Origin of the sequence: Kribbia dieselivorans NBRC 106261 (assembly GCF_001552435.1) — a bacterium.
In the GTDB taxonomy this organism is placed as follows: domain Bacteria; phylum Actinomycetota; class Actinomycetes; order Actinomycetales; family Dermatophilaceae; genus Kribbia; species Kribbia dieselivorans.
This window is the reverse complement of record NZ_BCRE01000004.1, coordinates 1-23,368: the sequence shown is the minus strand read 5'-3', so window position 1 is coordinate 23,368 and position 23,368 is coordinate 1. Positions and strand designations below refer to the sequence as shown.

20 protein-coding genes and 3 tRNA genes are annotated in these 23,368 nt (G+C 68.4%); 10 read left to right on the top strand and 13 right to left on the bottom strand.

What is annotated here, in order from left to right:
• Positions 1-33: 33 nt before the first annotated feature.
• Entirely contained in the window at positions 34-1,677 is a 1,644-nt protein-coding gene (locus tag KD1_RS00510) for a class I adenylate-forming enzyme family protein (RefSeq protein WP_217995758.1), read from the bottom strand.
• Between the two features lie 179 nt (positions 1,678-1,856).
• The gene (gene menB, locus KD1_RS00505) at positions 1,857-2,711 is read right to left on the bottom strand and encodes a 1,4-dihydroxy-2-naphthoyl-CoA synthase (protein WP_068395933.1); all 855 of its coding nucleotides are present in this window, start codon (positions 2,709-2,711) and stop codon (positions 1,857-1,859) included.
• Between the two features lie 138 nt (positions 2,712-2,849).
• Here menB and KD1_RS00500 point away from each other — a divergent pair, with 138 nt between their 5' ends.
• From KD1_RS00500 to KD1_RS00480, 5 genes are all read left to right on the top strand, one after another.
• Entirely contained in the window at positions 2,850-3,728 is an 879-nt protein-coding gene (locus KD1_RS00500) for an SDR family oxidoreductase (protein WP_068395930.1), read from the top strand.
• Positions 3,721-4,530 carry a PaaI family thioesterase gene (locus KD1_RS00495; RefSeq protein ID WP_169795307.1) on the top strand — a complete coding sequence of 270 codons (810 nt, stop codon included), beginning with the start codon at positions 3,721-3,723 and terminating at the stop codon, positions 4,528-4,530. The genes KD1_RS00500 and KD1_RS00495 overlap by 8 nt, the downstream gene beginning before the upstream one ends.
• A 132-nt stretch (positions 4,531-4,662) precedes the next feature.
• Positions 4,663-5,433, top strand: a complete 771-nt coding sequence (locus KD1_RS00490; protein WP_068395923.1) for a hypothetical protein — start codon at positions 4,663-4,665, stop codon at positions 5,431-5,433.
• Positions 5,434-5,698: 265 nt separating this feature from the next.
• Positions 5,699-5,881, top strand: coding sequence for a hypothetical protein (locus KD1_RS00485; RefSeq protein ID WP_068395920.1), 183 nt, complete (start codon positions 5,699-5,701; stop codon positions 5,879-5,881).
• A 23-nt stretch (positions 5,882-5,904) separates the two neighbouring features.
• The gene (locus KD1_RS00480) at positions 5,905-6,654 is read left to right on the top strand and encodes a helical backbone metal receptor (RefSeq protein WP_068395917.1); all 750 of its coding nucleotides are present in this window, start codon (positions 5,905-5,907) and stop codon (positions 6,652-6,654) included.
• 18 nt (positions 6,655-6,672) lie between these two features.
• On the opposite strand, the gene KD1_RS00475 is transcribed toward KD1_RS00480, so the two are convergent.
• Positions 6,673-8,304, bottom strand: coding sequence for a long-chain-fatty-acid--CoA ligase (locus KD1_RS00475; RefSeq protein WP_068395915.1), 1,632 nt, complete (start codon positions 8,302-8,304; stop codon positions 6,673-6,675).
• A 117-nt stretch (positions 8,305-8,421) separates the two neighbouring features.
• Here KD1_RS00475 and KD1_RS00470 point away from each other — a divergent pair, with 117 nt between their 5' ends.
• Positions 8,422-9,957 (top strand): CYTH and CHAD domain-containing protein, encoded by a 1,536-nt coding sequence (locus tag KD1_RS00470; protein ID WP_068395912.1) that lies wholly within the window; start codon positions 8,422-8,424, stop codon positions 9,955-9,957.
• 120 nt (positions 9,958-10,077) lie between these two features.
• On the opposite strand, the gene KD1_RS00465 is transcribed toward KD1_RS00470, so the two are convergent.
• From KD1_RS00465 to icmF, 3 genes are all read right to left on the bottom strand, one after another.
• Positions 10,078-11,259, bottom strand: a complete 1,182-nt coding sequence (locus KD1_RS00465; protein WP_068395909.1) for a thiolase family protein — start codon at positions 11,257-11,259, stop codon at positions 10,078-10,080.
• A 72-nt stretch (positions 11,260-11,331) separates the two neighbouring features.
• Positions 11,332-12,705, bottom strand: coding sequence for a phytase (locus KD1_RS00460; RefSeq protein ID WP_068395905.1), 1,374 nt, complete (start codon positions 12,703-12,705; stop codon positions 11,332-11,334).
• Positions 12,706-12,827: 122 nt separating this feature from the next.
• The gene (icmF, locus tag KD1_RS00455) at positions 12,828-16,061 is read right to left on the bottom strand and encodes a fused isobutyryl-CoA mutase/GTPase IcmF (RefSeq protein WP_068395902.1); all 3,234 of its coding nucleotides are present in this window, start codon (positions 16,059-16,061) and stop codon (positions 12,828-12,830) included.
• Between the two features lie 113 nt (positions 16,062-16,174).
• On the opposite strand from icmF, the gene KD1_RS00450 reads away from it, so the two are divergent.
• On the top strand, positions 16,175-16,672 hold the full coding sequence (locus KD1_RS00450) for a MarR family winged helix-turn-helix transcriptional regulator (RefSeq protein ID WP_068395899.1): 498 nt from the start codon (positions 16,175-16,177) through the stop codon (positions 16,670-16,672).
• A gap of 15 nt (positions 16,673-16,687) precedes the next feature.
• On the opposite strand, the gene KD1_RS00445 is transcribed toward KD1_RS00450, so the two are convergent.
• Positions 16,688-17,773, bottom strand: a complete 1,086-nt coding sequence (locus KD1_RS00445; protein ID WP_217995757.1) for an NAD(P)/FAD-dependent oxidoreductase — start codon at positions 17,771-17,773, stop codon at positions 16,688-16,690.
• Between the two features lie 85 nt (positions 17,774-17,858).
• On the opposite strand from KD1_RS00445, the gene KD1_RS00440 reads away from it, so the two are divergent.
• The gene (locus KD1_RS00440) at positions 17,859-18,770 is read left to right on the top strand and encodes a hypothetical protein (RefSeq protein ID WP_068395896.1); all 912 of its coding nucleotides are present in this window, start codon (positions 17,859-17,861) and stop codon (positions 18,768-18,770) included.
• Between the two features lie 23 nt (positions 18,771-18,793).
• On the opposite strand, the gene KD1_RS00435 is transcribed toward KD1_RS00440, so the two are convergent.
• The 6 genes from KD1_RS00435 to KD1_RS00410 form a co-directional block, all read right to left on the bottom strand.
• Entirely contained in the window at positions 18,794-19,180 is a 387-nt protein-coding gene (locus KD1_RS00435) for a hypothetical protein (protein WP_068395893.1), read from the bottom strand.
• Between the two features lie 94 nt (positions 19,181-19,274).
• Positions 19,275-19,640 carry a carboxymuconolactone decarboxylase family protein gene (locus KD1_RS00430; protein WP_068395890.1) on the bottom strand — a complete coding sequence of 122 codons (366 nt, stop codon included), beginning with the start codon at positions 19,638-19,640 and terminating at the stop codon, positions 19,275-19,277.
• A 288-nt stretch (positions 19,641-19,928) separates the two neighbouring features.
• Positions 19,929-20,003 (bottom strand) — tRNA-Val (locus tag KD1_RS00425).
• Positions 20,004-20,020: 17 nt separating this feature from the next.
• Positions 20,021-20,091 (bottom strand) — tRNA-Cys (locus KD1_RS00420).
• Positions 20,092-20,112: 21 nt separating this feature from the next.
• Positions 20,113-20,185 (bottom strand) — tRNA-Gly (locus KD1_RS00415).
• A 117-nt stretch (positions 20,186-20,302) separates the two neighbouring features.
• Positions 20,303-20,962: a TetR/AcrR family transcriptional regulator gene (locus KD1_RS00410; protein WP_068395887.1), complete on the bottom strand. Its 660-nt coding sequence runs from the start codon at positions 20,960-20,962 to the stop codon at positions 20,303-20,305.
• Positions 20,963-21,112: 150 nt separating this feature from the next.
• Here KD1_RS00410 and mhpA point away from each other — a divergent pair, with 150 nt between their 5' ends.
• Together mhpA and KD1_RS00400 are read left to right on the top strand one after the other, a co-directional pair.
• Positions 21,113-22,747, top strand: coding sequence for a bifunctional 3-(3-hydroxy-phenyl)propionate/3-hydroxycinnamic acid hydroxylase MhpA (gene mhpA / locus KD1_RS00405; protein ID WP_068395884.1), 1,635 nt, complete (start codon positions 21,113-21,115; stop codon positions 22,745-22,747).
• Positions 22,744-23,368: iron-containing alcohol dehydrogenase (locus tag KD1_RS00400; RefSeq protein WP_157073088.1), on the top strand; the 625-nt coding region annotated here is incomplete at its 3' end. The genes mhpA and KD1_RS00400, both read left to right, overlap by 4 nt.

The window sequence follows — 23,368 nt, the reverse complement described above, 5'->3', positions numbered from 1 at the left end:
CGCGGGTCCCGTCGCACCTGCCCCACCCCCAGGTCATGTCGACAGTTGGTTGCGGACCCGGTGCTTCTGCACCTTGCCCCCCACGGTCTCGGGCAGGGCATCCACCACGAGCACCTGCTTGGGCACCTCGTACCCGGCCAGGTGCGCTCGCGCGTAGTCCAGGACGGCCTCCTCGGTGACCTCGGCTCCGGCCCGGGCCGTGAGCACGGCGATGACCCGCTCGCCCCAGCGATCGTCGGGGATCCCGACGACGGCGACCTTCTCGACACCCGGGCAGTCGGCCAGGACGGTCTCGACGCGCAGGGACGAGATGTTCTCGCCACCGGACTTCACGATGTCCTTGTAGCGGTCGACCATGATCTGGGAGCCGTCGTCGGTGTAACGACAGCTGTCCTCGGAGTGGAACCAGCCTCCACGGAAGGCCTCCGCCGTGGCGACCTCGTCGCGGTAGTAGCCGGAACTGATCGCCGGAGATCGGTACACCGCCTCCCCCGGCACTCCCACCGTCCCGCGCAGTGGCGTGCCGTCGAGGTCCACGATCTGCGCGGCCAGCAGGGGGTTGGGTCGGCCGACGTGGTTGACGCCCTCGATGCTTTCGGCGAATTTCGCCGGCTCACGGTGTGGCCAGAAGCGGTAGCACGACATCGACTCCGTCTGCCCGAACACCTCGAGCAGGCGGACGCCATCGGCACAGACCCGACGGACCTCCTCGAACATCGCCGGCCGAATCGTTCCCCACGCGAACATCACCACGGTGAGGGAGCTCAGATCGATGCTCGCCGGGTGAGCCGTGGCCTCGTCGGTCAACTTCTGCACCCAGAGCGGCGCTCCGGCCCACACGGCGGTCGCCCGGGTCGTCGTCACGGCCAGGGCCAGGGCCTCGGCGTTCGGGCGCCGGCCCAGGACCAGGGTGCCGCCGGTCAGCACGGAGGCGAGCACGCTGGAACTGAAACCCGTGTGGTAGATGATCGGCAGGAACGTGGCCTGGATGAGATCGGTCTCGACATCCAAACCGCGCGTCAACGACATCGAGTAGGCCCACGCCGACAGGTAGGAGAAGGTGTTCGACGACATCGACGCCTTCGGCATCGCGGTCGTACCGGAGGTGAAGGTCAGACACCAGATGTCATCGGCGTGCAGCGCGATCTCGACGTCGGGCTCGGAGGTGGGCACCTCCCGCAGCCACGCCTCCCAGCCCACGCTGCCCGCAGCGGCGACGCCCCCGATCTCGATGGTCACGCCCACACCCGGAGCCGAACCCAGCACGTCGGCGGCCCGGCCCACATGTTCGGCGTCGGCGATGACGAAGCTCGGCTCGGTCAGGTCGACCACCCACCGGAGCAGATCACCGGCCAGGTGCGGGTTGACCGGCACGGCCACCAGCCCCGCCTTCGCGACCCCGATCATCGACAGGACCGCCTCGATGGAGTTGTCGCAGTACAGCAGGACGCGAGCCCCGCGTTCGAGGCCTCGTGCCAGCAGGGCGTTGGCCACCTGATTCGCGCGATCGTCGGCCTCGGCGTAGGTGACCCGGGCGAGGTCCGCGCTCCCGTAGGCCCCCTCCCACCCGATGAGGGCCACCTTGTCCGGAGTGCTCCAGCGCACCCGCTCGAACACGTCGCCGACGACCATCCGGTTCCACCGGTCGGTGTTTCGACGCCCGTAGAGACTGGTCACGTCCATACTGATCCTCCCACTACCGCGAATGGTTGGACCATAGTTGGGGCCTGTGGCATACACAAGAGGGGCCCGACGACCGGGGTGTGGATTTCCCCAGTGGCAGGCCCCTCCGTCGCGTCGATCAGGTCCGCGCCGTCACCGACGCCGGCCTGGTCGGACCGCGGATCGCGAAACCCTCACGGGCGGCGCGGGAACTTCTCGAACTCCGGGCGACGCTTGGCCTTGTAGGCCTCGCGCCCCTCCTTCGCCTCGTCCGTGCTGTAGAAGAGCAGGTTCGCGTCGTGCGCCAGCTGCTGCAGGCCGGCCATGCCATCCTCCGAGGCGTTGAAGCTCGCCTTCATCAGACGCAGGGCGAATGGTGACTTCTCCAACATCTCGCGGCACCACGCCACCGTCTCGGACTCGAGATCGGCCAGCGGCACGACGGTGTTGACCAGCCCCATCTCGCGCGCCTCTTGCGCGTCGTACATCCGGCAGAGGAACCAGATCTCCTTGGCCTTCTTCGGCCCGACGAGGTCGGCCAGCAGGGCCGCGCCGTAGCCGCCGTCGAAGGAGCCGACCTTCGGGCCGACCTGGCCGAACTTGCCGTTGTCGGCAGAGATCGTCAGGTCGCAGACGAGGTGGAGGATGTGCCCGCCACCGACCGCGTAACCGGCCACCATGGCCACGACCGGCTTGGGCAGTCGTCGGATCTGGATCTGGAGGTCGGTCACGTGGAACCGTCCCACCGAGCCCGCCTTACCGGGCTCCGTCAAGTAACCCGTGTCACCGCGCACGCGCTGGTCACCGCCGGAGCAGAAGGCGTCCGGGCCCTCACCGGTGAGGATGATGACGCCGACGTCGCCATCCTCGCGCGCCAAGGTCAGCGCGTCGGAGATCTCGATCAGCGTCTGCGGACGGAACGCATTGCGCACCTCCGGTCGACAGATAGTGATCTTGGCGATCCCGTCGCCGCTGAGGTCGTACCGAATGTCCTCGTATTCGCCCTGCTGGGTCCACTCGACCGGGGCGTACTCACGTGCGGTTGGCATGGCTGCACCCTATGCCCGCTGGGGATCTCCCCGGTGATGGGATGATGCCACCTCTGGTGCAATCGCCCACTCGGCATGTACGGTTGGTTTAATTGTCCGACCAAACAGGATCTCAGATCCCACCACATTGGAGGCGACGTGGCCTACACCTCGATCTATGCGCAGGACCTCTTTGCTGACCAGGTCATCGTCATCACCGGCGGTGGCAGCGGCCTGGGGCGGTGCACGGCCCATGAGCTGGCCCACCTCGGCGCGCACGTGGTCATCACCGGACGCAGCCAGGACAAGCTCGACACCGTGGTCGCCGAGATCACCGAGGACGGCGGCTCGGTGTCGAGCCACGCCTTCGACATCCGTGACGAGCCGGCGGTCTCCGCCGCGATCTCCGCCATCCTCGCCGAGCACGGCAAGATCGACGGCCTGGTCAACAACGCCGGCGGCCAGTACAAGTCGCCCCTGAAGGACGTCTCGACCAAGGGCTTCGAAGCCGTGGTGCGCAACAACCTCACCGGCGGTTTCATCATGATGCGCGAGACCGTCAACCAGTGGATGGCGCAGAACGGCGGCTCCATCGTCAACATCATCGCCGACATCTGGCACGGCTGGCCGGGCATGGGTCACTCCGGCGCCGCCCGCGGCGGCATGCTCACCCTGACCGAGACCGCGGCCTGCGAGTGGGCCGAGTTCGGTGTTCGCGTCAATGCCCTCGCGCCGGGCGGCATCGCCTCGAGCGGATTCGACACCTACACCGAAGCCGACAACGTGTTCTTCCGGGACCAGGCCGTGCCCGTCATCCCGCTGCGCCGGTTCGGCACCGAGGCGGAGATCTCGGCCGGCATCGTCTACCTCCTGTCGCCGGCCGCGGCCTATGTCACCGGATCGGTGCTGCGGGTCGATGGCGGCACGCCCAATTGGCGCGGTGGCTGGCCGCTGCAGGGGTCCAACAACACCGCACCGTTCAAGGGTTTCCACCGCAGCACCGCTCCGGCCGTGCTCGAGGGCACCAATCTTGCCTGACCACGCCTCGCCCACCGTGGCGCGCCTGCGCGAGGACTCGACGTATTACGGCGGTGGTCCCAGCCAGTTGTTCCACCTCGGGCGGGTCGACACCGACGGTGACGACACCGTTGGCACCATGACGACCGGGCCCTGGTGTCTGGCACCGTCCGGCGCCCCCGCGGCGGGGGCGCTGGGGGTGTTCGTCGATGAGGCCTTCGGCTACGGCGCCAACCGCTGGCGCGCGGATGGACATTGGTCGGTCACGACCCACTGTCACATCACCTTCCACCAGCGCGTGCCCAGCGACGGCAGCGTCCTGAGCGCCCGAGCGCTGACATCGCCTCCCGTGGGCCGCAACGCCCACGGCGGCGGGGAGATCACGGATCCGAACGGCCTCCCCGTGGCAACCGTCTCGCAGTGGGTCCGCTTCTTCCCGACGACGGACGAACTGACCCCTCGGGGGCTGGACGAAGCCTTGCCGACCGCCCTGCAGCCCGCCGATCTGGTCAGGATCGTGGACGAGACGACGATCGAGGTGCTGCCGCACCGCGCCTTGACGAACCCCGCCGGGATCCTGCACGGCGGCATCTCCATGTGGGCCTGCGAATTGGCGGCCGCGCACCTCGCGGCCACGACCGGTGATCGTCTCGCGGCCTCGCTGGACGTCACCTTCCTGGCACCGCTGTCGGCCGAACACGGAGCATCGTTCACCGCCACGCCACAGCACGTCGGCCGCGGCGTGGCGTCGTTCGAGGTGCTGGGACGTGACCACGACGGTCGGGTGGGCGTCCGCGCCACAGCGATGTACCACGCGCCCTGAGGCGGCAGCACCTCAAGCCCTTGCCTGGCTCAAGTGGGAAGCTGCGACGCTTCCAAGCCACGCAGGCCGCACTTGACAGGCTGTTTCACGCGCTGCTTGGATCTTCGTGTGCGCAGGATCACATGGAGGGCCATGGCGACGACGCTGGCACTTATAGTCTCACCGTCGGCCAGGGCCGCAGTCTCGCTGGAAGTTCAACCTCGCGACGAACCCATCTTCGTCGTCCGGACCGGGGATACTTCGGCTGCTGACGCGCTGGAGCACCACGTAGGCGAACACCCAGATTCCGAAGAGACTGTGCGCACGATGTCCAAGGGGATGCGCGATCAACTGAACTCCGGGGAGGACGTTGGCGTCGGCACCCCTCAGGCCTCGATCGCCGAGCAACTGAGCGAACTTGATGAACTGGACAACGCCCTGAATGTGGGGACATACAGCGTCACACCCTCTAACCCGAACACTTTCCCCGTTAGGGGTGTCAAGACAGGGGATCGCTGGGCCTGGCACCAGATGCGAACAATCGTCGAGGGCGCGTACTGCACGTCCAGCGGCTGCACCGTGACGGACAAGTTCTCCGTGCGGGCCACCGTTGACCCCGGAACCAAGACCTCGAAGCTAACCCTGACAACCAGCTATTTCCCCAACTCCGGCGCGTTCTCGCAGCGACGACTACGCCTGTTTGCCGTCTGCTCTGGCAGGGTCTGCGGGACAAACCTCTATACGGGCTGGAAGACGGGAACGAGCGTCAAGTACCTCACCAGCACATCGGATCGCTCCGGGAAGCCTCTGACGATCGCAACGGGCTTGGAGGCGTATAGCCCCAGGGGATGGACGTACGACGGGGCTAAGACGCGCGACTGCACTGGTCGATCGGGAAGGGACAATCGATGCCGATACTCCTGACAGATCTGAGCGGTACCTCATGACCGGCCACCTACCTCCTCGCACCGTGGCAGGGTTGGACCTCACCGTTCCAGGCGACGATGCCCGTGTCGAGATCTACGGATGGGTCACGCGTGGGCCATCGGCGACCTTCCACGTCTCTTGGGAAGCGAATGCTGTCAGCGGGCACGACTACCTCGCCGATCTCGCTGACTGGGGGCCGGATGGCTCTTGGCAGGAACTTCGCCCATCTGGGTGCTTCACCCTCAACCTCTCATCGGGGGGCGTGAACGTCCCATACGAGGTCGTCGACGCCGGCGGTGGCGTCGACGACGAGGGGCTGGTCTCCTTCCACGGCGCCGGACGATTCACCATTCCGACGGGCGGTGACGTCCTCGACGTCTTCATCAGTTGGCCGGTGCATGGCATCGCAGTCACCGAGCACCTTGCCGGTGCCCTGTTGACCTGAAGCACACTCGTAGGCTGGGCGTCATGCCCACCCCTGATGACCTCGGCACCCCGGTTGACGTCCCGACGACCGCCACCCGCGTGGTCTCGCTGGTTCCATCACTGACCGAGGCGGTCGCCGCCACCCGGCCAGAGGCGCTCGTCGGGGCCACGGAGTGGTGCACACACCCGGCCGACCTCGACGTCGCGCGCGTGCGTGGCACGAAGAACGTCGACTGGCGCGCCGTCGTCGCCCTCTCCCCCGACCTGGTCATCGCCAACCAGGAGGAGAACCGCGAGATCGACGTCCGGCGCCTGCGCGAGGCCGGAGTACCGGTGTGGGTGACCGTCATCGAATCGGTCCCGCAGTCCCTCGACGCCATGGACCGGCTGTTCGCCGAGGCCCTGGGCTGGGGTATCCCCGAGTGGCTGGCCGAGGCACGCCGACTCTGGGACACCGCGCTCCCACCCATCACGACTCGGGTGGCGGTGCCGATCTGGCGTGACCCGTGGATGGTCGTCGGGTCACGCACCTACACCGGTGACCTGCTGCGCCGGGTCGGTTTCGACAACGTCTTCGAGCAGCACTCCGGGCGCTACCCCAAGGTGGACCTGGCCGACCTCGACCGGGCCGACATCGACCTCGTCCTCCTGCCCGACGAGCCCTACGTCTTCACCCCGGAGGACGGACCGGAGTCGTTCACCCACACCGCCACCCAGTTGGTCAGCGGCCGCCACCTGACCTGGTACGGGCCGGCCATGGTCGAGGCGCATCAGGCTCTGACGCGCCTCTGACCTGGCCGGCCCGGTCGATCAACCCTGGATGCGGGACTCGTGCCCGGCCCAGGCCTGCTCGCGCAGCGCGAACTTCTGGATCTTGCCGGTGCTCGTCTTCGGCAGGTCCGGCACGACGTCCACCGACCCGGGCGCCTTGTACCGAGCGATGCGGGTCTTGACGTGCTCGACCAGTTCCTCGCCGGTGATGGTGGCGTCCGGCTTGACGATGACGAAGCCCTTGGGACGCTCGCCCCACTTCGGGTCGGGCACCCCGATGACCGCCGCCTCGAGCACGTCCGGGTGTGACATGAGCGCCTGCTCGACCTCGACGGTGGAGATGTTCTCGCCGCCGGAGATGACGACGTCCTTCATCCGGTCGCGCAACTCGACATACCCGTCCGGGTGCATGACGCCGAGGTCGCCGGTGTGGAACCAGCCACCCTGGAACGCCGCCGCGGTGCCGGCGTCGTCCTTGAAGTAGCCCTTCATGATGCCGTTGCCGCGCATGACGATCTCACCCATGGTCGTGCCGTCGGCGGGCACGTCGCCCATCTGACCGTCGACGACGCGCAGCCGGTCGGCGTGGATCATACCCACGCCCTGCCGAGCCTGCGCCACCGCGCGGTCCTCGCGCGACATCTCCGTCCACGAGTCCTGGGGCTCACACACGGAGTACGGACCGTAGGACTCGGTCAGGCCGTAGACGTGGTTGATGGTGAAGCCCATGTCGGCCATCTCCATGATGGTCGCCGGCGCCGGCGGAGCACCTGCGGTGGTGATGGTGATCGGCGACTCCAGCCGGCCGGCCTCCTCGGCATTGAGGATCGTCGTGACGACGGTCGGAGCGCCGTTGAGATGGGTGATCTCATGGGTGCGAATGTTGTCCCAGATGGCGGTCCCGCGCACCTCGCGCAGGCAGACCTGGGTGCCACCGACCGCGGTCACGGCCCAGCCGGTGCACCAGCCGTTGCAGTGGAAGAGCGGCAGGGTCCACAGGTAGTTGGACGCCCGGGTGAAGCCGGAGTGGATGATCTCGCTCAGCGCGTTGAGGTGCGCGCCGCGGTGCGTGTACACGACTCCCTTGGGTCGCCCGGTCGTCCCGGAGGTGTAGTTCAGCGCGAGCGGTGCCAATTCGTCGTCGATCTCGAACGGCAGCGGCTCGTCCGACCCAGTCGCCAGGAACTCGTCGTAGGTGCGGAAGAAGCCGCCGAGCGCCTCGCGGTGGGCGTCGGTCGCGGTGATCCCGGCCACGGTGTCATCGACGACGACGACGGGGATGGAGAGGTTCGCGTCCTGCACGCCCTCGATCGCGGCGGTGGCGAAACCGGCGTCGACGATGAGCACCTTGGCCTCGGAGTGCTGGAGGATGTACCCGATCTCCGGCGGTGCCAGTCGGGTGTTCATCGCCAGCAGCACGCCGCCGGCCAGCGGCACCGCGAACTCGGCCACGACCATCTCCGGCACGTTCGGCATGAGGTAGGCGACGCGGTCGCCCGGCTTCACGCCGGCGTGCTTCAGCGCATGCGCCACCCGCACGGCCTCGGCCTGGAACTGCGCGTAGGTGTGGCGACGGTCGCCGTAGACGATCGCCGTGCTCTGCGGCCACACCGATGCGGAGCGTCGCAGGAATGAAAGCGGCGTCAGGGCCGTGAAGGAAACAGGCTGCATGGAATCGTCAGCTCCTCAAGCGGTGTGGGTGGGTTCATGGCGAAATCTACTGTGTGACCTGTCCGACTGTGGTCGGTGGCCGATGATTCGGCCGATCGGCCAGTGGGAGAATGAAGGATGTCTGTTTCGTCCACCACCGAGATCGAGCGCAAGTACGACGTCCAGGCCTCCGACGTGATGCCCGATCTGGCGCAGGTCCCAGGCGTGACGACGACGGTGGCCCACGAGCACCACCTCGACGCGACCTACTACGACACGGCGTCGTTCGCCTTGTCGCGCCATCGCATCACGCTGCGCCGCCGGGTCGGTGGCGCCGACGCGGGGTGGCACCTGAAACTGCCTGCCACCGAGGGTGCCCGCACCGAGGTCGCCCATCCGCTCGGCGACGATGACGAGTCGGTGCCCGAGGACCTGCTCGGCCTCGTGCGGGCCGTGGTGCGACTCGAGCCCCTCGCCCCCGTCGTGCGGCTCACCACGACGCGCCACGAGACCGACCTCGTCGGTTACGAGGACGTGGTGCTCGCCAAGGTCGCCGACGACCTCGTCACCGCGCAGCGTCTCGACCGGCCGGTGCCGTTGGCCCAGTGGCGCGAGTGGGAGGTTGAGCTGGTCGACGGCGAGCCCGGCGTCTTCGTCGACGTCGCGCAGGTGCTCGCCGATGCCGGAGCCACCCCGGCCGACCACGCCTCGAAGCTCGCGCGCGCCCTCGGCGACGACGCTCCGTCGCCGACCCAGTGGCCCTCGACCCAGAAGTTGCGCGGCAGGGCCACCGCCAAGGAGGCGATGCAGGCCCACCTCGGGCAGCACGTGCGGGCCCTGATCGACCAGGACCGCCGCGTGCGCGTCGATGCCGACGACAGCGTGCACAAGATGCGCGTCGCGGCGCGGCGATTGCGGTCGGCGTTGAAGACGTTCGAGCCGCTCCTGCAGCCCGAGGGTCTGGCCGAGATCGAGGCGGATCTGCGATGGATCGGCGCGGAGCTCGGTGTCGCGCGTGATGCGGAGGTGCTCCGCGACCACTTCGCCGCCCTCCTCGCCCAGGAGCCGCCCGAGGCGATCCGCGGGCCGGTCGTCGAGAAGATCGCGCAGCGGCAGCAGGAGACCTACGATCGCGGCCGACGAGACTCCGTCGAGCAGATGGACGGTGAGCGCTACCTGACGCTGCTCGATCGCCTGGAGCGTCTCGTGCTCGAACCCGACATCACCGCGCTGGCCACCGAACGCGCCTCCGTCGTGTTGCCTCGGCTCATCGCGCGTGACCTGCGGTTGGTCACTCGCACCCACCGCGCGGCGCAGCGGGCCACCGACCCGGTCGAGCATGATCTCGCCCTGCACGCGGTGCGGAAGAAGGCCAAGCGGCTGCGGTACGCCGCCGAATCGGCCGTGCCGGTCCTGGGGGCGCGAGCCGCCAAGCTCGCCGCCCGCGCGACGGCGGTGCAGGAGTCGCTCGGTGACCATCAGGACTCCGTCGTGGCGCGTCAGCGGCTGCTCGAACTCGCCGAGGCCGCCCACGAGGCCGGCGAGGACACGTTCACCTATGGTCGCCTGCACGCCGCCGAGGAGCGTCGTGGCGCGGATGTGGAGCGGGAGTTCGAGGCCTCGTGGGCGCGGCTGCCGACCACCAAGATCGGCCCCTGGTTGGCCAAGCGCTGACGCGCCCTCCCGCGGTTCGAGCCCGTTCCCCTGCGGTTCGAGGTATTACCCGTCGCTATTGCGACGGGTAATACCTCGAACCGCGGGAGGGCGGAGGGACACTCGAGTCGAACCCGGTGATCAGACGCGGCGCAGCAGCGCAGCCAACGCCTGGCCGCCACCGATGCACATCGTCACCACGCCGTACTCGAGGTCGCGGCGCACCATGTCCTTGGCCGCGCGCAGCGTCAGGATCGCGCCGGTCGCACCGACCGGGTGACCCAGCGCGATCGCCCCGCCGTACGGGTTGACCCGGTCCATGTCGAGGCCGGCGTCACGCACGACCGCGACGGCCTGGGAGGCGAACGCCTCGTTGACCTCGAACGTGCCGATGTCCGAGGGCGCCAGGCCGGTCTGCTCGAACAGGCTCTGGAGCGCGAGCACCGGGGCGTACCCCATCAGCTCGGGCTCCAGCGCGCCGGTGGCGACGGCCTCGAGGGAGACCAGACCGGTCAGGCCACGCTCGGCGACCGCCGACTCGGTGGCGAGCACGACCGCAGCGCCACCGTCGTTGATGCCCGAGGCGTTGCCGGCCGTGACCGACCCGTCCTTCTGGAAGGCCGGGCGCAGCTTGCCAAGGATCTCCAGCGTGGTGTCCGGCTTGGGGTGCTCGTCGACGCTGACCTCCACGGGCTTGCGGCCCGAGGTCGTCACCACCACGATCTCCTCGGCGAAGGCCGCCTTGGCCGCATCGGTGGCCGCCAACTGCTGGGAGCGCAGCGCGAACTCGTCCTGCTCCTGGCGTGAGACTCCGTACTTGGTGGCGACGTTCTCCGCGGTGACACCCATGTGGATGTTGTGGAACGGGTCGGTGAGCATGCCGACCGTGCCGTCGACCAGCGCGCGGTCGCCGAGCTTGTAGCCCGAGCGTGCACCGAAGTCGTAGAACGGCATCCGCGTCATCGACTCGTCACCACCGGCGAGGGTGATGTCGAGGCCGTTCCAGCGCATCTCCATGGCGGCCGACCAGATGGCCTGCAGACCGGAGCCGCACAGGCGGTTCACGGTGTACGCCGGGGTGCTCACGGGCAGGCCGGCGGTGAGGGCCACGCGGCGGGCGTTGTAGGCGTCGGGGCCGACCTGGCCGATGCAGCCCATGATGACCTCACGGACATCTTCGGCGGCCACACCGGAGCGTCGCAGCGCCTCGGTCGTCGCCGCGGCCCCGAGTTCGTAGCCGGGGGTGTCCTTGAACACGCCGCCGAAACTGCCGATGGGGGTGCGGGCGCCATCGACGATGACGATCTTCTCTGCGGTGGACATGCGTTGTCCCTCTCTGTCAGACGGTGCGGCGTGACCATTGTGCCCCGCCGCACCGCCGGACAGCAGGCGGGATCAGCGGAACCGCGGGTCGTTACCGGCCTTGGTGCCGGCCTTGCCGTGGCTCTTGAGCTTGAGTTCCTTGGCGACCTCACCCCAGGAGACGTACGAGAAGTTCGTCGGGTCGCGGTCCACCTCGGCCTCGGTCATGCCGGCCCAGGTCTCGGGCTCGTCGTGGGTGACGACCAGGCCCTGGCGGAAGCGACCGACGGGCCGGTTGGTGATGGCCAGGCCGTCGGAGCCGTTGATGTCGTCGGCACCCTTGATGCCGGCGACCGAGAAGGTGCCGACCACCTTGTTCTTGCCCTTGCGGTCGTACACGACGAAGGTGTCGTCGCCCTGGCTGGACAGCACGACGTAGCCATTCGCACCGGGGCCATACCAGATGTCGACCCCCTCGGCATCGGCCTCGATGTACTTCCCGCCGAAGCCCTTGTCGGGTCCGGCGACCACGCACTCCTCCTCGTCGGCGTCGAACACGTCCGTGACGCCGAAGTCCTTGACCTTGTCGATGAGGACCGGTGTGGCCGAGCGCTTCTCGAGTTCGATGCGCCACAGGCCCACGTCCTCCTGCGCGGCGTACAGGGTGCCGGTGCGCTGATCGACGGTGACGCCCTCGAACTGCGGGTCGACACCGGGTTCCTCGCAGGGGTACCAGCTCGAGCCGTCCGGCAGGGTGAACGTGCGCGGCATGGTGATCAGGCGCGGGCTGCCCAGGGCGACCGTACCGTCGGCCTTGGGGAGAACCTGGGCCACCGCGAGGGTGGTATTGCCCTCGCGGGTGACGACGACGAAGGTCTTGCCCTTGTCCTTGCCGCGGGTGGGCTGGTACACGGCCAGGCCGTAGGCCGTGTGCTCGTCCTCGAGCTCGGACTGCGACGTCACGAACAGCCACTTGTACCCCTCGGCGGTAATCTCACGCAGCGGGGTGGCGGCCGTGGCACCGGCCGGGTCAATGGCGAAGAAGCGCACCGTGTCGTTGTACCGGTCCGACACGGCCGCGACGTCCACACGACGCGAGCCGACCTTGAGTCCGTAGGCGATGTCGACGTTGTTGAATCGACCGGCCGCGGGGAACGCGGTCGCGGCCAGTGACTGGAGTTCGCCGCCCTTCATGTCGTAGACCCGCAGGCCGCCTTCCTTGGCCGTGGCGAGGACGAGCGAATTGTGGGAGTTCTTCGAGTTCACCCAGATGGCCGGGTCGTCGCCGGAGGCGTTGCCCCCGGCCTCATCGTCGAAGAGGACGGGAGTCTCGTTGTCCGTGGTCACGGTCGCGTGCGGAGCAGCGCTGGGTCGCGATGCCGGGATGGCCGCCTGGGCTGGGAGGACAAGCGCAGCGGCGACGGCGACACCGGCGGTCAGGGCGAAGGATCGGGTCATGGTTCGCATGCCCTCCACCCTCCCGATCCCGGGTGTCGAGCGAGTGACGGCTGGATGAACCCTGCGTGTCCGGCAGATGAGGAGGCCCCGGGTGCGCTGGGCACCCGAGGCCTCCTCATCTGCAGGCGGGGTCAGACGTTGCGTCGGTACTGGCCGCCAACCTCGAAGAACGCGTCGGTGACCTGCTGCAGCGAGCAGACCCGGGCAGCGTCCATGAGCACGGCGAACACATTGTCTCCGGCCACGGCCGCGTCCTTGAGTCGGGCCAGTTGCACCTGGGCCTCGTCGCGGTGGGTGTCCTGGAAGGCGTGCACCCGATCGAGCTGCGACTGCTTCTCCGACTCAGTCGCCCGAGCCAGCTCCACCGTGGTCTGCGGCGCCTCGGACTCCGGCGCCCGGAAGGTGTTCACCCCGATGATCGGCAGGGAGCCGTCGTGCTTCCGGTGTTCGTAGAGCATCGACTCGTCCTGGATCCGGCCGCGCTGGTAACCGGTCTCCATCGCGCCGAGCACGCCACCGCGCTCCGAGATGCGGTCGAACTCGGCCAGCACGGCCGCCTCGACGAGGTCGGTGAGCTCGTCGATGATGAACGACCCCTGGTTGGGGTTCTCGTTCATCGCCAGGCCCCACTCCTTGTTGATGATGAGCTGGATGGCCAGGGCGCGACGGACCGACTCCGTGGTCGGCGTGGTGACCGCCTCGTCGAAGGCGTTCGTGTGCAACGACTGGGCGTTGTCGTAGATCGCGATGAGCGCCTGGAGCGTCGTGCGGATGTCGTTGAAGTCCATCTCCTGGGCGTGCAGCGAGCGACCGGAGGTCTGGACGTGGTACTTGAGCTTCTGCGCCCGGTCGTTCGCGCCGTACTTCTCCTTCATCGCCACCGCCCAAATGCGGCGGGCGACGCGGCCGATGACCGAGTACTCCGGGTCCATGCCGTTGGAGAAGAAGAACGACAGGTTCGGCGCGAAGTCGTTGATGTCCATGCCGCGGGCGAGGTACGACTCGACGTAGGTGAACCCGTTTGCCAGCGTGAACGCGAGTTGGCTGATCGGGTTCGCCCCGGCCTCGGCGATGTGGTAGCCCGAGATCGACACCGAATAGAAGTTCCGCACGCCCTGATCGATGAACCACTGCTGGATGTCACCCATCATGCGCAGCGAGAACTCCGTGGAGAACAGGCACGTGTTCTGGCCCTGGTCCTCCTTGAGGATGTCGGCCTGCACCGTGCCGCGCACGTTCTGCAGCGCGTAGGCGCGCAACTCGTCGTACTCGGCTCCGCTCGGCTCGCGGCCCTCGTTCTCGCGGAACTTGTCGACCTGCTGGTCGATCGCGGTGTTGAGGAAGAACGCGAGGATCGTCGGGGCCGGACCGTTGATCGTCATCGACACCGACGTCGTCGGTGCGAGCAGGTCGAAACCGCCGTAGAGCACCTTCATGTCGTCCAGCGTGGCGACGGAGACACCCGAGGTGCCGACCTTGCCGTAGATGTCGGGGCGCGGGTGCGGGTCACGGCCGTAGAGGGTCACCGAGTCGAACGCGGTCGACAGGCGGGTGGCCGGCTGGCCCTCGGAGAGGAGCTTGAATCGACGGTTGGTGCGGAACGGGTCACCCTCACCGGCGAACATGCGAGCCGGATCCTCGTTGTCGCGCTTGAACGGGAAAACCCCGGCGGTGAAGGGGAAGAAGCCCGGGAGGTTCTCGCGGCGCCAGAACGACACGAGTTCACCGTGGTCCTTGTACCGCGGCAGGGCGACGCGCGGGATCTTGTTGCCCGAGAGCGACTCCTTGGTCAGCTTGGTGCGCAACTCCTTGTCGCGCACCCGGACGACCTGCTCGTCGCCGGAGTAGGACTCGACCACACCGGGCCAGGCCTCGATCTGGTCCTTGACCTCGGTCGGCACGGCCTTGCGGGCGACCTTGAGGAGCTGGTCGACGGCGTGGTCCTCGTGACCGGCGGCGGCGAGTTCGTCGTCGACGAGTTCAAGGCGCTGGACGCGGCGGGCGGCCTCGGCGTAGGTCTCGGTGTCGGCGTGGTAACCACGGATCGTCTCGGAGATCTCGGAGAGGTAGCGCACGCGCGTGGCCGGGACGACCTGGCGGATGCCGCTGGAGTGCCGCACGTCGACGTGCGGCAGGGTCCCCTCGGTGACCGGCAGCCCCTTGGCGGCCAGTTCGCCGCGCAGGTGCTGGTAGAGCGCCGTGACGCCATCGTCGTTGAACGTCGCGGCCGAGGTGCCGAAGACAGGCATGTCCTCGGGCTTCTTGCCGAAGGCCTCACGGTTGCGGACCATCTGGCGGCCCACGTCGCGCAGCGCGTCCATCGCACCGCGTCGCTCGAACTTGTTGATCGCCACGACGTCGGCGAAGTCGAGCATGTCGATCTTCTCGAGCTGCGAGGCGGCACCGAACTCGGGGGTCATGACGTACATCGAGAGGTCGACGAAGGGCACGATGCCGGCGTCGCCCTGACCGATGCCCGGAGTCTCGACCATGATCAGGTCGAACCCGGCGGCCTTGAGCACGTCGATGACCTGCGGCAGTGCCTCGGGCACCTCCTTGTCGCCGCGCGTGGCCAGCGAGCGGAAGTAGACGCGGTCGCCGTCGAGCGAGTTCATGCGGATGCGGTCGCCGAGCAGGGCGCCTCCGCCCCGGCGACGGGTCGGGTCGATCGCGACGACGGCGATCCGGAGCTTGTCCTCCTGGTCGACGCGCAAGCGACGGACGAGCTCGTCGGTCAGGGAGGACTTGCCCGACCCACCGGTACCGGTCAGGCCCAGGACCGGGGTGGTCGTCGTCGCGGCGGCGCCGGCGAAACGAGCCCGGACATCCTCGCTCAGGGCACCGAGCTCGGCTCCGGTGATCGCGCGGGCCAGAGCGGTGCGGTCGCCGGTCAGCACGGCATCGACGTCCGCCGCGCCGGTCTCCCACAGGTTGAAGTCACAGTCGGCGATGACGTTGTTGATCATGCCGACCAGGCCCAGACGCTGCCCGTCCTCCGGGGAGAAGATCGTCACGCCGGACTTGCGCAGGCGGGCGATCTCCTCGGGCACGATGACGCCGCCGCCACCGCCCACGACGCGGACGTGACCGGCGCCGCGCTCACGCAGGGACTGCACGAGGTACTCGAAGTACTCGACGTGCCCGCCCTGGTACGACGAGACGGCCACCCCCTGAGCATCCTCCTCGATCGCGGCGTCGACGACCTCCTGGACGGAGCGGTTGTGGCCCAGGTGGATGACCTCCGCACCCTGGCTCTGCATGATGCGCCGCATGATGTTGATCGAGGCGTCGTGGCCGTCGAAGAGGCTGGCCGCGGTGACGATCCTCACCGGGTTGGTGGGGACGTGCAGTGCCGGTGTGGACATGGTGGGCTCCCAGGGCATGGAGGATCAGGAACACCTGAATGCTATGACATCCAACTAATGGACGTCAATGTATGGTGGTGTGACGCACATCCGCGCGCACCGAGGAGAACGCCGTGACGACCCTGCACCGAGACCCCATCGAGGCGGCCCACCAGAACTGGGTCGAACATGGCTGGGCGGGCGCGGCGGACGGCATGGTCGCGATCACCTCGCTCATGCGCGCGCAGCAGATCGCCCTGGCCCGCGTCGAGGCCGTGCTCAAGCCAATGGGCGTGACGTTCTCGCGCTACGAACTGCTCATGCTGCTCGTGTTCAGCAAGCGCGGTGCACTGCCCATGAGCGTGGTCTCGTCGCGCCTGCAGGTGCACCAGTCGAGCGTGACGAATGCGGTCGATCGGTTGGAGGGCGCGGGTCTGGTCTCGCGACTCCCCCACCCGGAGGATCGTCGGGCCACGCTGGTCGAGATCACTCAGGCTGGTCGGTCGCTCGCGGCCGAGGCCACCGACCGCCTCAACGCCGAGGTGTTCGGCGACCTCGGGCTCTCCGACGACGACATCACCGACCTCGTGCGGATCCTGACGACGATGCGGCGCAGCGCCGGAGATTTCTGACCCCGATATCGGCTCTCAGGCGCTCGTGGAGGCCGGTTCCGCGGCCGATTCCTCGCTCGAATGACCGGGGAAGAGGTGGGCGGACGGGTCGAGGAAGACCGCCGCGTTGTTGATCGCGATCGCCGCTTCCCCGAAGCCGACGACGATCAGACGGACCTTGCCCGGGTACTCGACGATGTCGCCCGCGCCGTACACCCCCGGGATGGCGGTGACCCCGGTGGTGTCGACGTTGATGTACCGACGCCCCGTGATCTCCATCCCCCATTCGAGCAGCGGCCCCAGGTTGGCGGTGAAGCCGAGGGCACCGATCATGCGGGTACACGGCAGCAGGCGGGGGGTGTCCTCGCCCTTGACCGTGACCTCGACCTGTTCGAGATGGGTCGACCCGTGGGCGGCGCTCACCTCCCCGTCGGTGATGATGGTCGCCGAACTCGCCTGCAGCCGAGCCAGACTCGCCGGGTGCGCGCGGAACTTCGCACGCCGGTGCACGAGCGTGACCGACTTGGCGATCGGCTCGAGCATGAGGGCCCAGTCCACGGCGCTGTCGCCACCGCCGACGACCACGACGTCGGCCCCGGCGAACGGTGTCGGGTCCGGCACGAAGAACGAGAATCCGCGGTGGAGGAACTCCTCACCGGCCGGGTGCGGTCGCGGGGTGAAGGTTCCGATGCCACCGGTGACGACGATGGCTCCGGTGCGCACCTGCGTGCCTGCGCTCGTGGTGATGATGAAGTGGCGCGGCAATGCGGACTCCCCCACACCGCGCTCCGCTGGGTCGAGTCGCGTCAGGTCCTGGGCCTCCTGGCCGAGCAGGTAGATCGGGTCGGCGGCGGCGGCCTGCGTGACGAGATTGTCCACGAGGTTGCGGCCCGAGATCGACGGGAAACCGGCGACATCGTGGATGAGCTTCTCGGGGTACATCGCGCTGACTTGTCCCCCGGGCTCCTCGAGGGAGTCGATGAGCGCGACGCTCAAACTCCGCATCCCCGCGTAGTAGGCGCCGAAGAGCCCCGTCGGGCCGGCCCCCACGATGGCGACATCGACGTCGACCACCTCGCCGGCGTCGGGTGAACCACTGGCCTCATTGCCCACTGCAGTCATGGCCCGGAGAGTAGTCGGGCGCCCCGCGGCTTGGGAAGGCGTGTTCGAAGGGGCGAGACGACCAGCCGTCGGGCAGGATTGGGCCGTGACGAGCGACTACCTCGGGCAGGCCCGCGAGACGAACCGGACGCGATACTGGCAACTGAGTGCGGGGCTGGGGATCATCGCGTTGTGGGCCGTCATCCTCCTGCTCGGGGTGCGGTCGGGCTATCAGATGGTCACCCTCGACGATCTGCAGCGCGACGCCGATGCCGGGACGGTGTCCGACATCGCGCTGGCCTCCGGGTCGCAGGAGGGCCCGACGACGACCATGCAGACGGGCATTCGTCTGATTCTGACCGAAGGCACCGCATCCACGGCCGGCGGGATCGTCGCGTACACGCTCAAGGACGACGCGCGTGGCTGGTTCGACGACCGCGTACGTGTGGTCATGCCGCCGGGCGAGGGAGCCACGTCCACGTCGATCATGCCGCTCCTCCAGTTCGGTCGTCACTCGGAGTTGTCGAAGTGGGGCTCGGCGGAGAAGCGCGTGGCCGGGCTGGTCTCGCACGGGCCACATTCGGGGGCGCTCGCGGCCGTCGACGCGAACCGGCCAAGCGGCATCAGCGTCGCCGAAGCACTCACCGCCGCACTCCTCCTGGGTACGTTGGCGTTGATCATCACCGGTCCGCGCCCCGGGTGGGGAACCCGGTGGTACTGGTTCTGGATGCTGGCCATACCCGCCGGATTGGGCACGGTGGCGTACGCGGTGGTCGAGTTGCTGCGCGGCCGAGCGGGTGCCTCCGCACCGGCCGGTGGTGCGGTCAAACGTGACGATCTGCCGATCTGGACACACGACGATCCGGCCGGGGTGACGGAGCAGGTCACCCCACCCAAGGACACCCGGCGCAACTGGTGGCGCGGCCTGTTGTGGGGTGTGGTCGTGTGGCCTCTGCTGCTGTCGCTGGCCGGGTTCCTGCTGGTGTCGCTGCTCAGGCCGACGATCCTGCCGGCCTGAGCCGTCGTCAGCCGACGGCGGGGTCAGCTGAACCAGGGGCGGTGGCCGCCGCCGCCCGGGTCGCCCGGCGCATCATCGGGCACGTGGTGCGCCTGGTCCTCGTTCGGGTTGCCGTACAGCAGGCGCCCGCCATCGGTGATGACTGTCAGGTCGTGACCGGCCCCCAGCCGCAACTGCTCGGCCAGCCGCTTCACGCGGGGGTTCTTGACGGGCACCGAACTCGCCGCGAACCCCTCGGTGAGTCGTTCGGCGAGCTCTGCCTCCGTCAGGTGTGCCGCCTGCTCGTGCGCTCTGACGAGCACGTTGATGTACGTCGAGACCTGTTCGTCGGAGACGCCCTCCAGCCAGACTTCGTTGAGTTCGATGACGACATCCCGGTCGATGAAGGTGTGGCGACTGGGCTGTGACATGGCTCCTCCTCTGCGGGTGGCACAGGGAAAGAGTCCCTGTCCATCGACCATAGGGCCAACGGAGCCGTGACGCGAGGGTACGGGCGGGGGTATTTCAGCCCTGCTTGCCCAAGAACTCGGTGAAGGCGCTGTAGGCGCGTGGCCCGTAGACCGTCGCCGGGCCGCCATTCATGAGGATGGCGACGCCCAACATCTCGGCGACCTCCTCCTGGCTCGCACCCGCGCCGGCTGCTCCCTTGGCGTGCGAGGCGATACAGCCGTCGCACTGTCTGGTCACGGCGATGGCCAGGGCGATGAGTTCCTTGGTCTTGGCATCCAGCGCGCCCGGGGCAAGGGCTGCCGAGTGGACGGCCGCATACCCCTTGTACACGTCGGGGATCATGCGTCGCAGATCGCGACCCAGGGGGATGACGTCGTCGAGAACGTCCTGACCGTGGTGGTGGAGTGCGTCGTTGCTCATGTCGGTGAGCCTAGCCGTGGGGGTCGGGCGACGACGGAGAATGGAGGGGTGACCGTCTCACCGCTGACACCCGACGAGGTCGCGTTCTCCGTCTCGCGCGTGCTGAGGCGAACGGCGCTCCGTCTGCCGAGCGCCACAGAAACCTTGGAGTGTCGCAGGAAACAGTTGAGGGTCGCATGTAATAACTGGTGACGCTGGCACTTTTCCGTGGCGCTCGCCCACCGCGCCATGGATCAGGGCCCGCGCCACCCCTGAACAGCATCTCCGCAGGTCAGCGGCCTTCTACGCTGGTGGGCGATACTGGGTTTGAACCAGTGACCTCTTCCGTGTCAAGGAAGCGCGCTACCACTGCGCCAATCGCCCGTGAGGGGTACAACTCGAGGTGGAGACGGGATTTGAACCCGTGTACACGGCTTTGCAGGCCGTTGCCTCGCCTCTCGGCCACTCCACCATGGGGGCGGCAAACCCTCCGAGCGGATGACCGGGCTCGAACCGGCGACCTCAACCTTGGCAAGGTTGCGCTCTACCAACTGAGCTACATCCGCACGGCCCCGCCAGTTGGCATTTCGAACGCGGGGCGCGAGGAGAGACATTAACCGATCGAGCCCGTCGATGCGAACCGAGGGCTGCTCGGCGTGTCCGAAACAGGCCCACCGGGGGCCTCAGCCCAGCTTCCCGGCCTCGACCTCCTCGAGCGAGCGAAGCGGAGGGAGCGGGCGATGGGCCACGTCGCGCGCCTCCGCCGGCGACAACCCGACCATCCGGAGCATCGTCTCGGCGAAGACCACGCTCGGATCGACGTCACGCTCCCCCGCCAGGTAGACGCGCATCGTCGACAGGAGCGCCCCGAAGGTGATGGCGGTGGCAATGTCGAGGTCGAGGATCCGGAATCGCCCCGACTCCATGCCCTTGGCCAGGTCGCGCCGAGCTCGCGGGCCCAGCGTGGCCAGCAGTTCGTCGTGGGCGACGCCCAGTCGCACCATCAGCCACCCCCACAGCGGGTCACTGACGGCCGCGCCCATGAGGTGACGCAGCGAGAATCCGTACACCTCGGCAGCATCCTCCAGGGGTGCCGACATCGCGTCCAGGCGCTGTCCCAGCGTCTCCACTGTCGTGCGTACCACCTCGGTGATGAGCTCCTCGCGCGAGGCGAAGTGGTTGTAGAACGTGCCCGCACCGAGGTCGGCCCGTTCGGTCACGGCCGAGACAGTCAGGGCGTCCGCGCCGACCTCCGCCACCAGGCTCACAGCGGCGTCGAGCAGCCGTTGGCGGTTGAGCGCGCGCCGACGGTCGGTGCGCCCCACCTTCGGGGTTGTGGGCATCGGCCGTCCTTCGGCAGTCGGGGCAGGTCCGCGACACGGTACCAACGGCGCTCCCTTCGTCGGGTCACCTCGAATCACAAATGAGGGTTGTCTCATACATGAGGGATGCTTCATACTCGTCCCATCTGCTTCGCATCCAAAGGAGGATCCATGAGCACGAACACACATCACGACTGCGACGTCGCCATCGTCGGACTGGGGCCGGTCGGCCTGTTCTCGGCCATCGTGCTGGGCACGAAGGGCTACCGAGTCGTCGGCCTCGACCGCTGGGCCACCCCCTATGCCCGACCCCGCGCGGTGACCTTCGACCACGAGATCGCCCGCCTGCTCAACTCGATCGGCATCAACGCCGACGACGACGAGTGCATCGACTATTACGACGCGATCTACCGCTGGCAGAACGCCAACGGAGACGTGCTCACCGAGGTCGACTGGATGAACCAGGCCGACGATGGGTGGCGCAACCGCTACTGGTTCAGCCAACCCGCGCTCGAGGAGCGCCTGCGCCAGATCATCGCCTCCCTGCCCAACGTCACCCTGCTGCAGGGCCACCAGGTCGGCGAGATCCAGCAGGACGCCGACGGGGTCACGCTGACCCACCGCGAGACCGAGGTCAACGGCACCTCCTGCACGGTCAAGGAGGGCGGGGTCACCGGCACCGTGCGCGCGGCGGCCCTGATCGGCTCGGACGGCGCCAACAGCAAGGTGCGCGCGGACCTCGGCCTGACGATGCAGGACCTCGAGTTCTACTACGACTGGCTCGTCGTCGACGTGCTGCCAAACGAGGACAAGGAATACGACCCTCCGCACTATCAGGTCTGCGACCCGGTGCGCCCGACGACGGTCGTGCCCGGGGGCCCCGGACCGACCCCCACGTCCCCGCGCCGTCGACGCTGGGAGTTCATGGCGCTGCCCGGCGAGACCGCCGCCGAACTCGAGGCCGACGAGCGGGTCTGGGAACTGCTTGCGCCGTTCGACGTCACCCCCGACAACGCCGTCCTTGAGCGAGCCGTCGTGTGGCGATTCCAGGCCAAGTACCTCGACCAGTGGAACGTCGGGCGGATCGCCCTGGCCGGGGACGCCGCTCACCTCATGCCGCCTTTTGCCGGCGAGGGGATGTGCGCCGGGCTGCGTGACGCCGCGAACCTGTGCTGGCACCTCGACCTGATCCTGCAGGGGCACGCTGGCTGGGACAGCCTCGACGGTTACTCGAGCGAGCGCCTGACGAACGTACGCTGGTACATCGACTTCGCGGTGGACCTCGGTCGCACGATCTGCGTCGCCGACCCCGCCGAGGCGGCCGAACGCGACTCCCGCATGATCGCCGAGCACCTCGTCCAACGCGAGATCGGTCCGGTCCACCCGCACCTGGCCACGCTGGGTCCCGGAGCGTGGATCGCCGACGACGCGCACGCCGGTCGCCCCGCCATCGCGGGCCGCGTCGCCCACCACGGTCGTTTTGGCCGGTTCGACGATGTCGTCGGCACCGGGTGGATGCTCCTCTCCGACGTGCGCCAGGCCGCGCCGCTCCCCCCCGAACAGCAGGCCAGGTTCGAGGGCATCGGCGGGCGCATCGTCTCGGTCGGCGCCCCCGGCTCGGGTGCCGATGTCATCGACGTCGAGGGGGCGTACGGTCGGTGGATGAAACAACAGGGCGTCAACCACCTGCTCGTGCGGCCCGATTTCTGCGTCGCTGCAACCGCCGATACCGCCGATACGCTCGCCACCTCGATGGACACGCTTTTCGACGCGATGGGCGTGCGCTCCCTGGCAGGCGCGGCATGAGGTTCACCCACGAGACACTGCCCCAGCGGGTGCGCTTCGCCGCCGGTGACGCGGCCGCCGCCGTGACCGCCGAGGTCGAGCTCCTGGGAGCAAAGCGAGTCATGTGCATCGCCTCCCCCAGCGAGGCCGCGCTCGCCGAAGCCGTGACCGCCGGCATCGACGTGGCCCTGCGCCACGACGAGGTGCGCATGCATGTGCCGGTCGAGGTCGCCGAACGGGCCCGGGCCGCCGCCAGCGATTCCCAGGTCGACGCCATCGTCAGCGTCGGCGGCGGTTCGACCACCGGCCTGGCCAAGGCCGTCGCCCTGACGACCGGAGTGCCGATCATCGCCGTGCCGACGACGTACGCCGGGTCCGAGGCCACGAACGTCTGGGGTCTGACCGAGGGCGGCACGAAGACGACCGGCCCCGACCCGAGGGTGCTGCCGGCTGCCGTCGTCTACGACTCGACCCTGATGCTCTCGCTGCCGGTCGGCCTGTCGGTGGCCAGCGGCCTCAACGCCCTGGCGCACTGCGTGGACTCGTTGTGGGCACCGCGGGCCGACCCGATCAACGCGGCGCTGGCTGTCGAGGGCGCGCGTGCGCTCGCCGCCGGCCTGCCCGCCGTCGTCGCCGACCCCA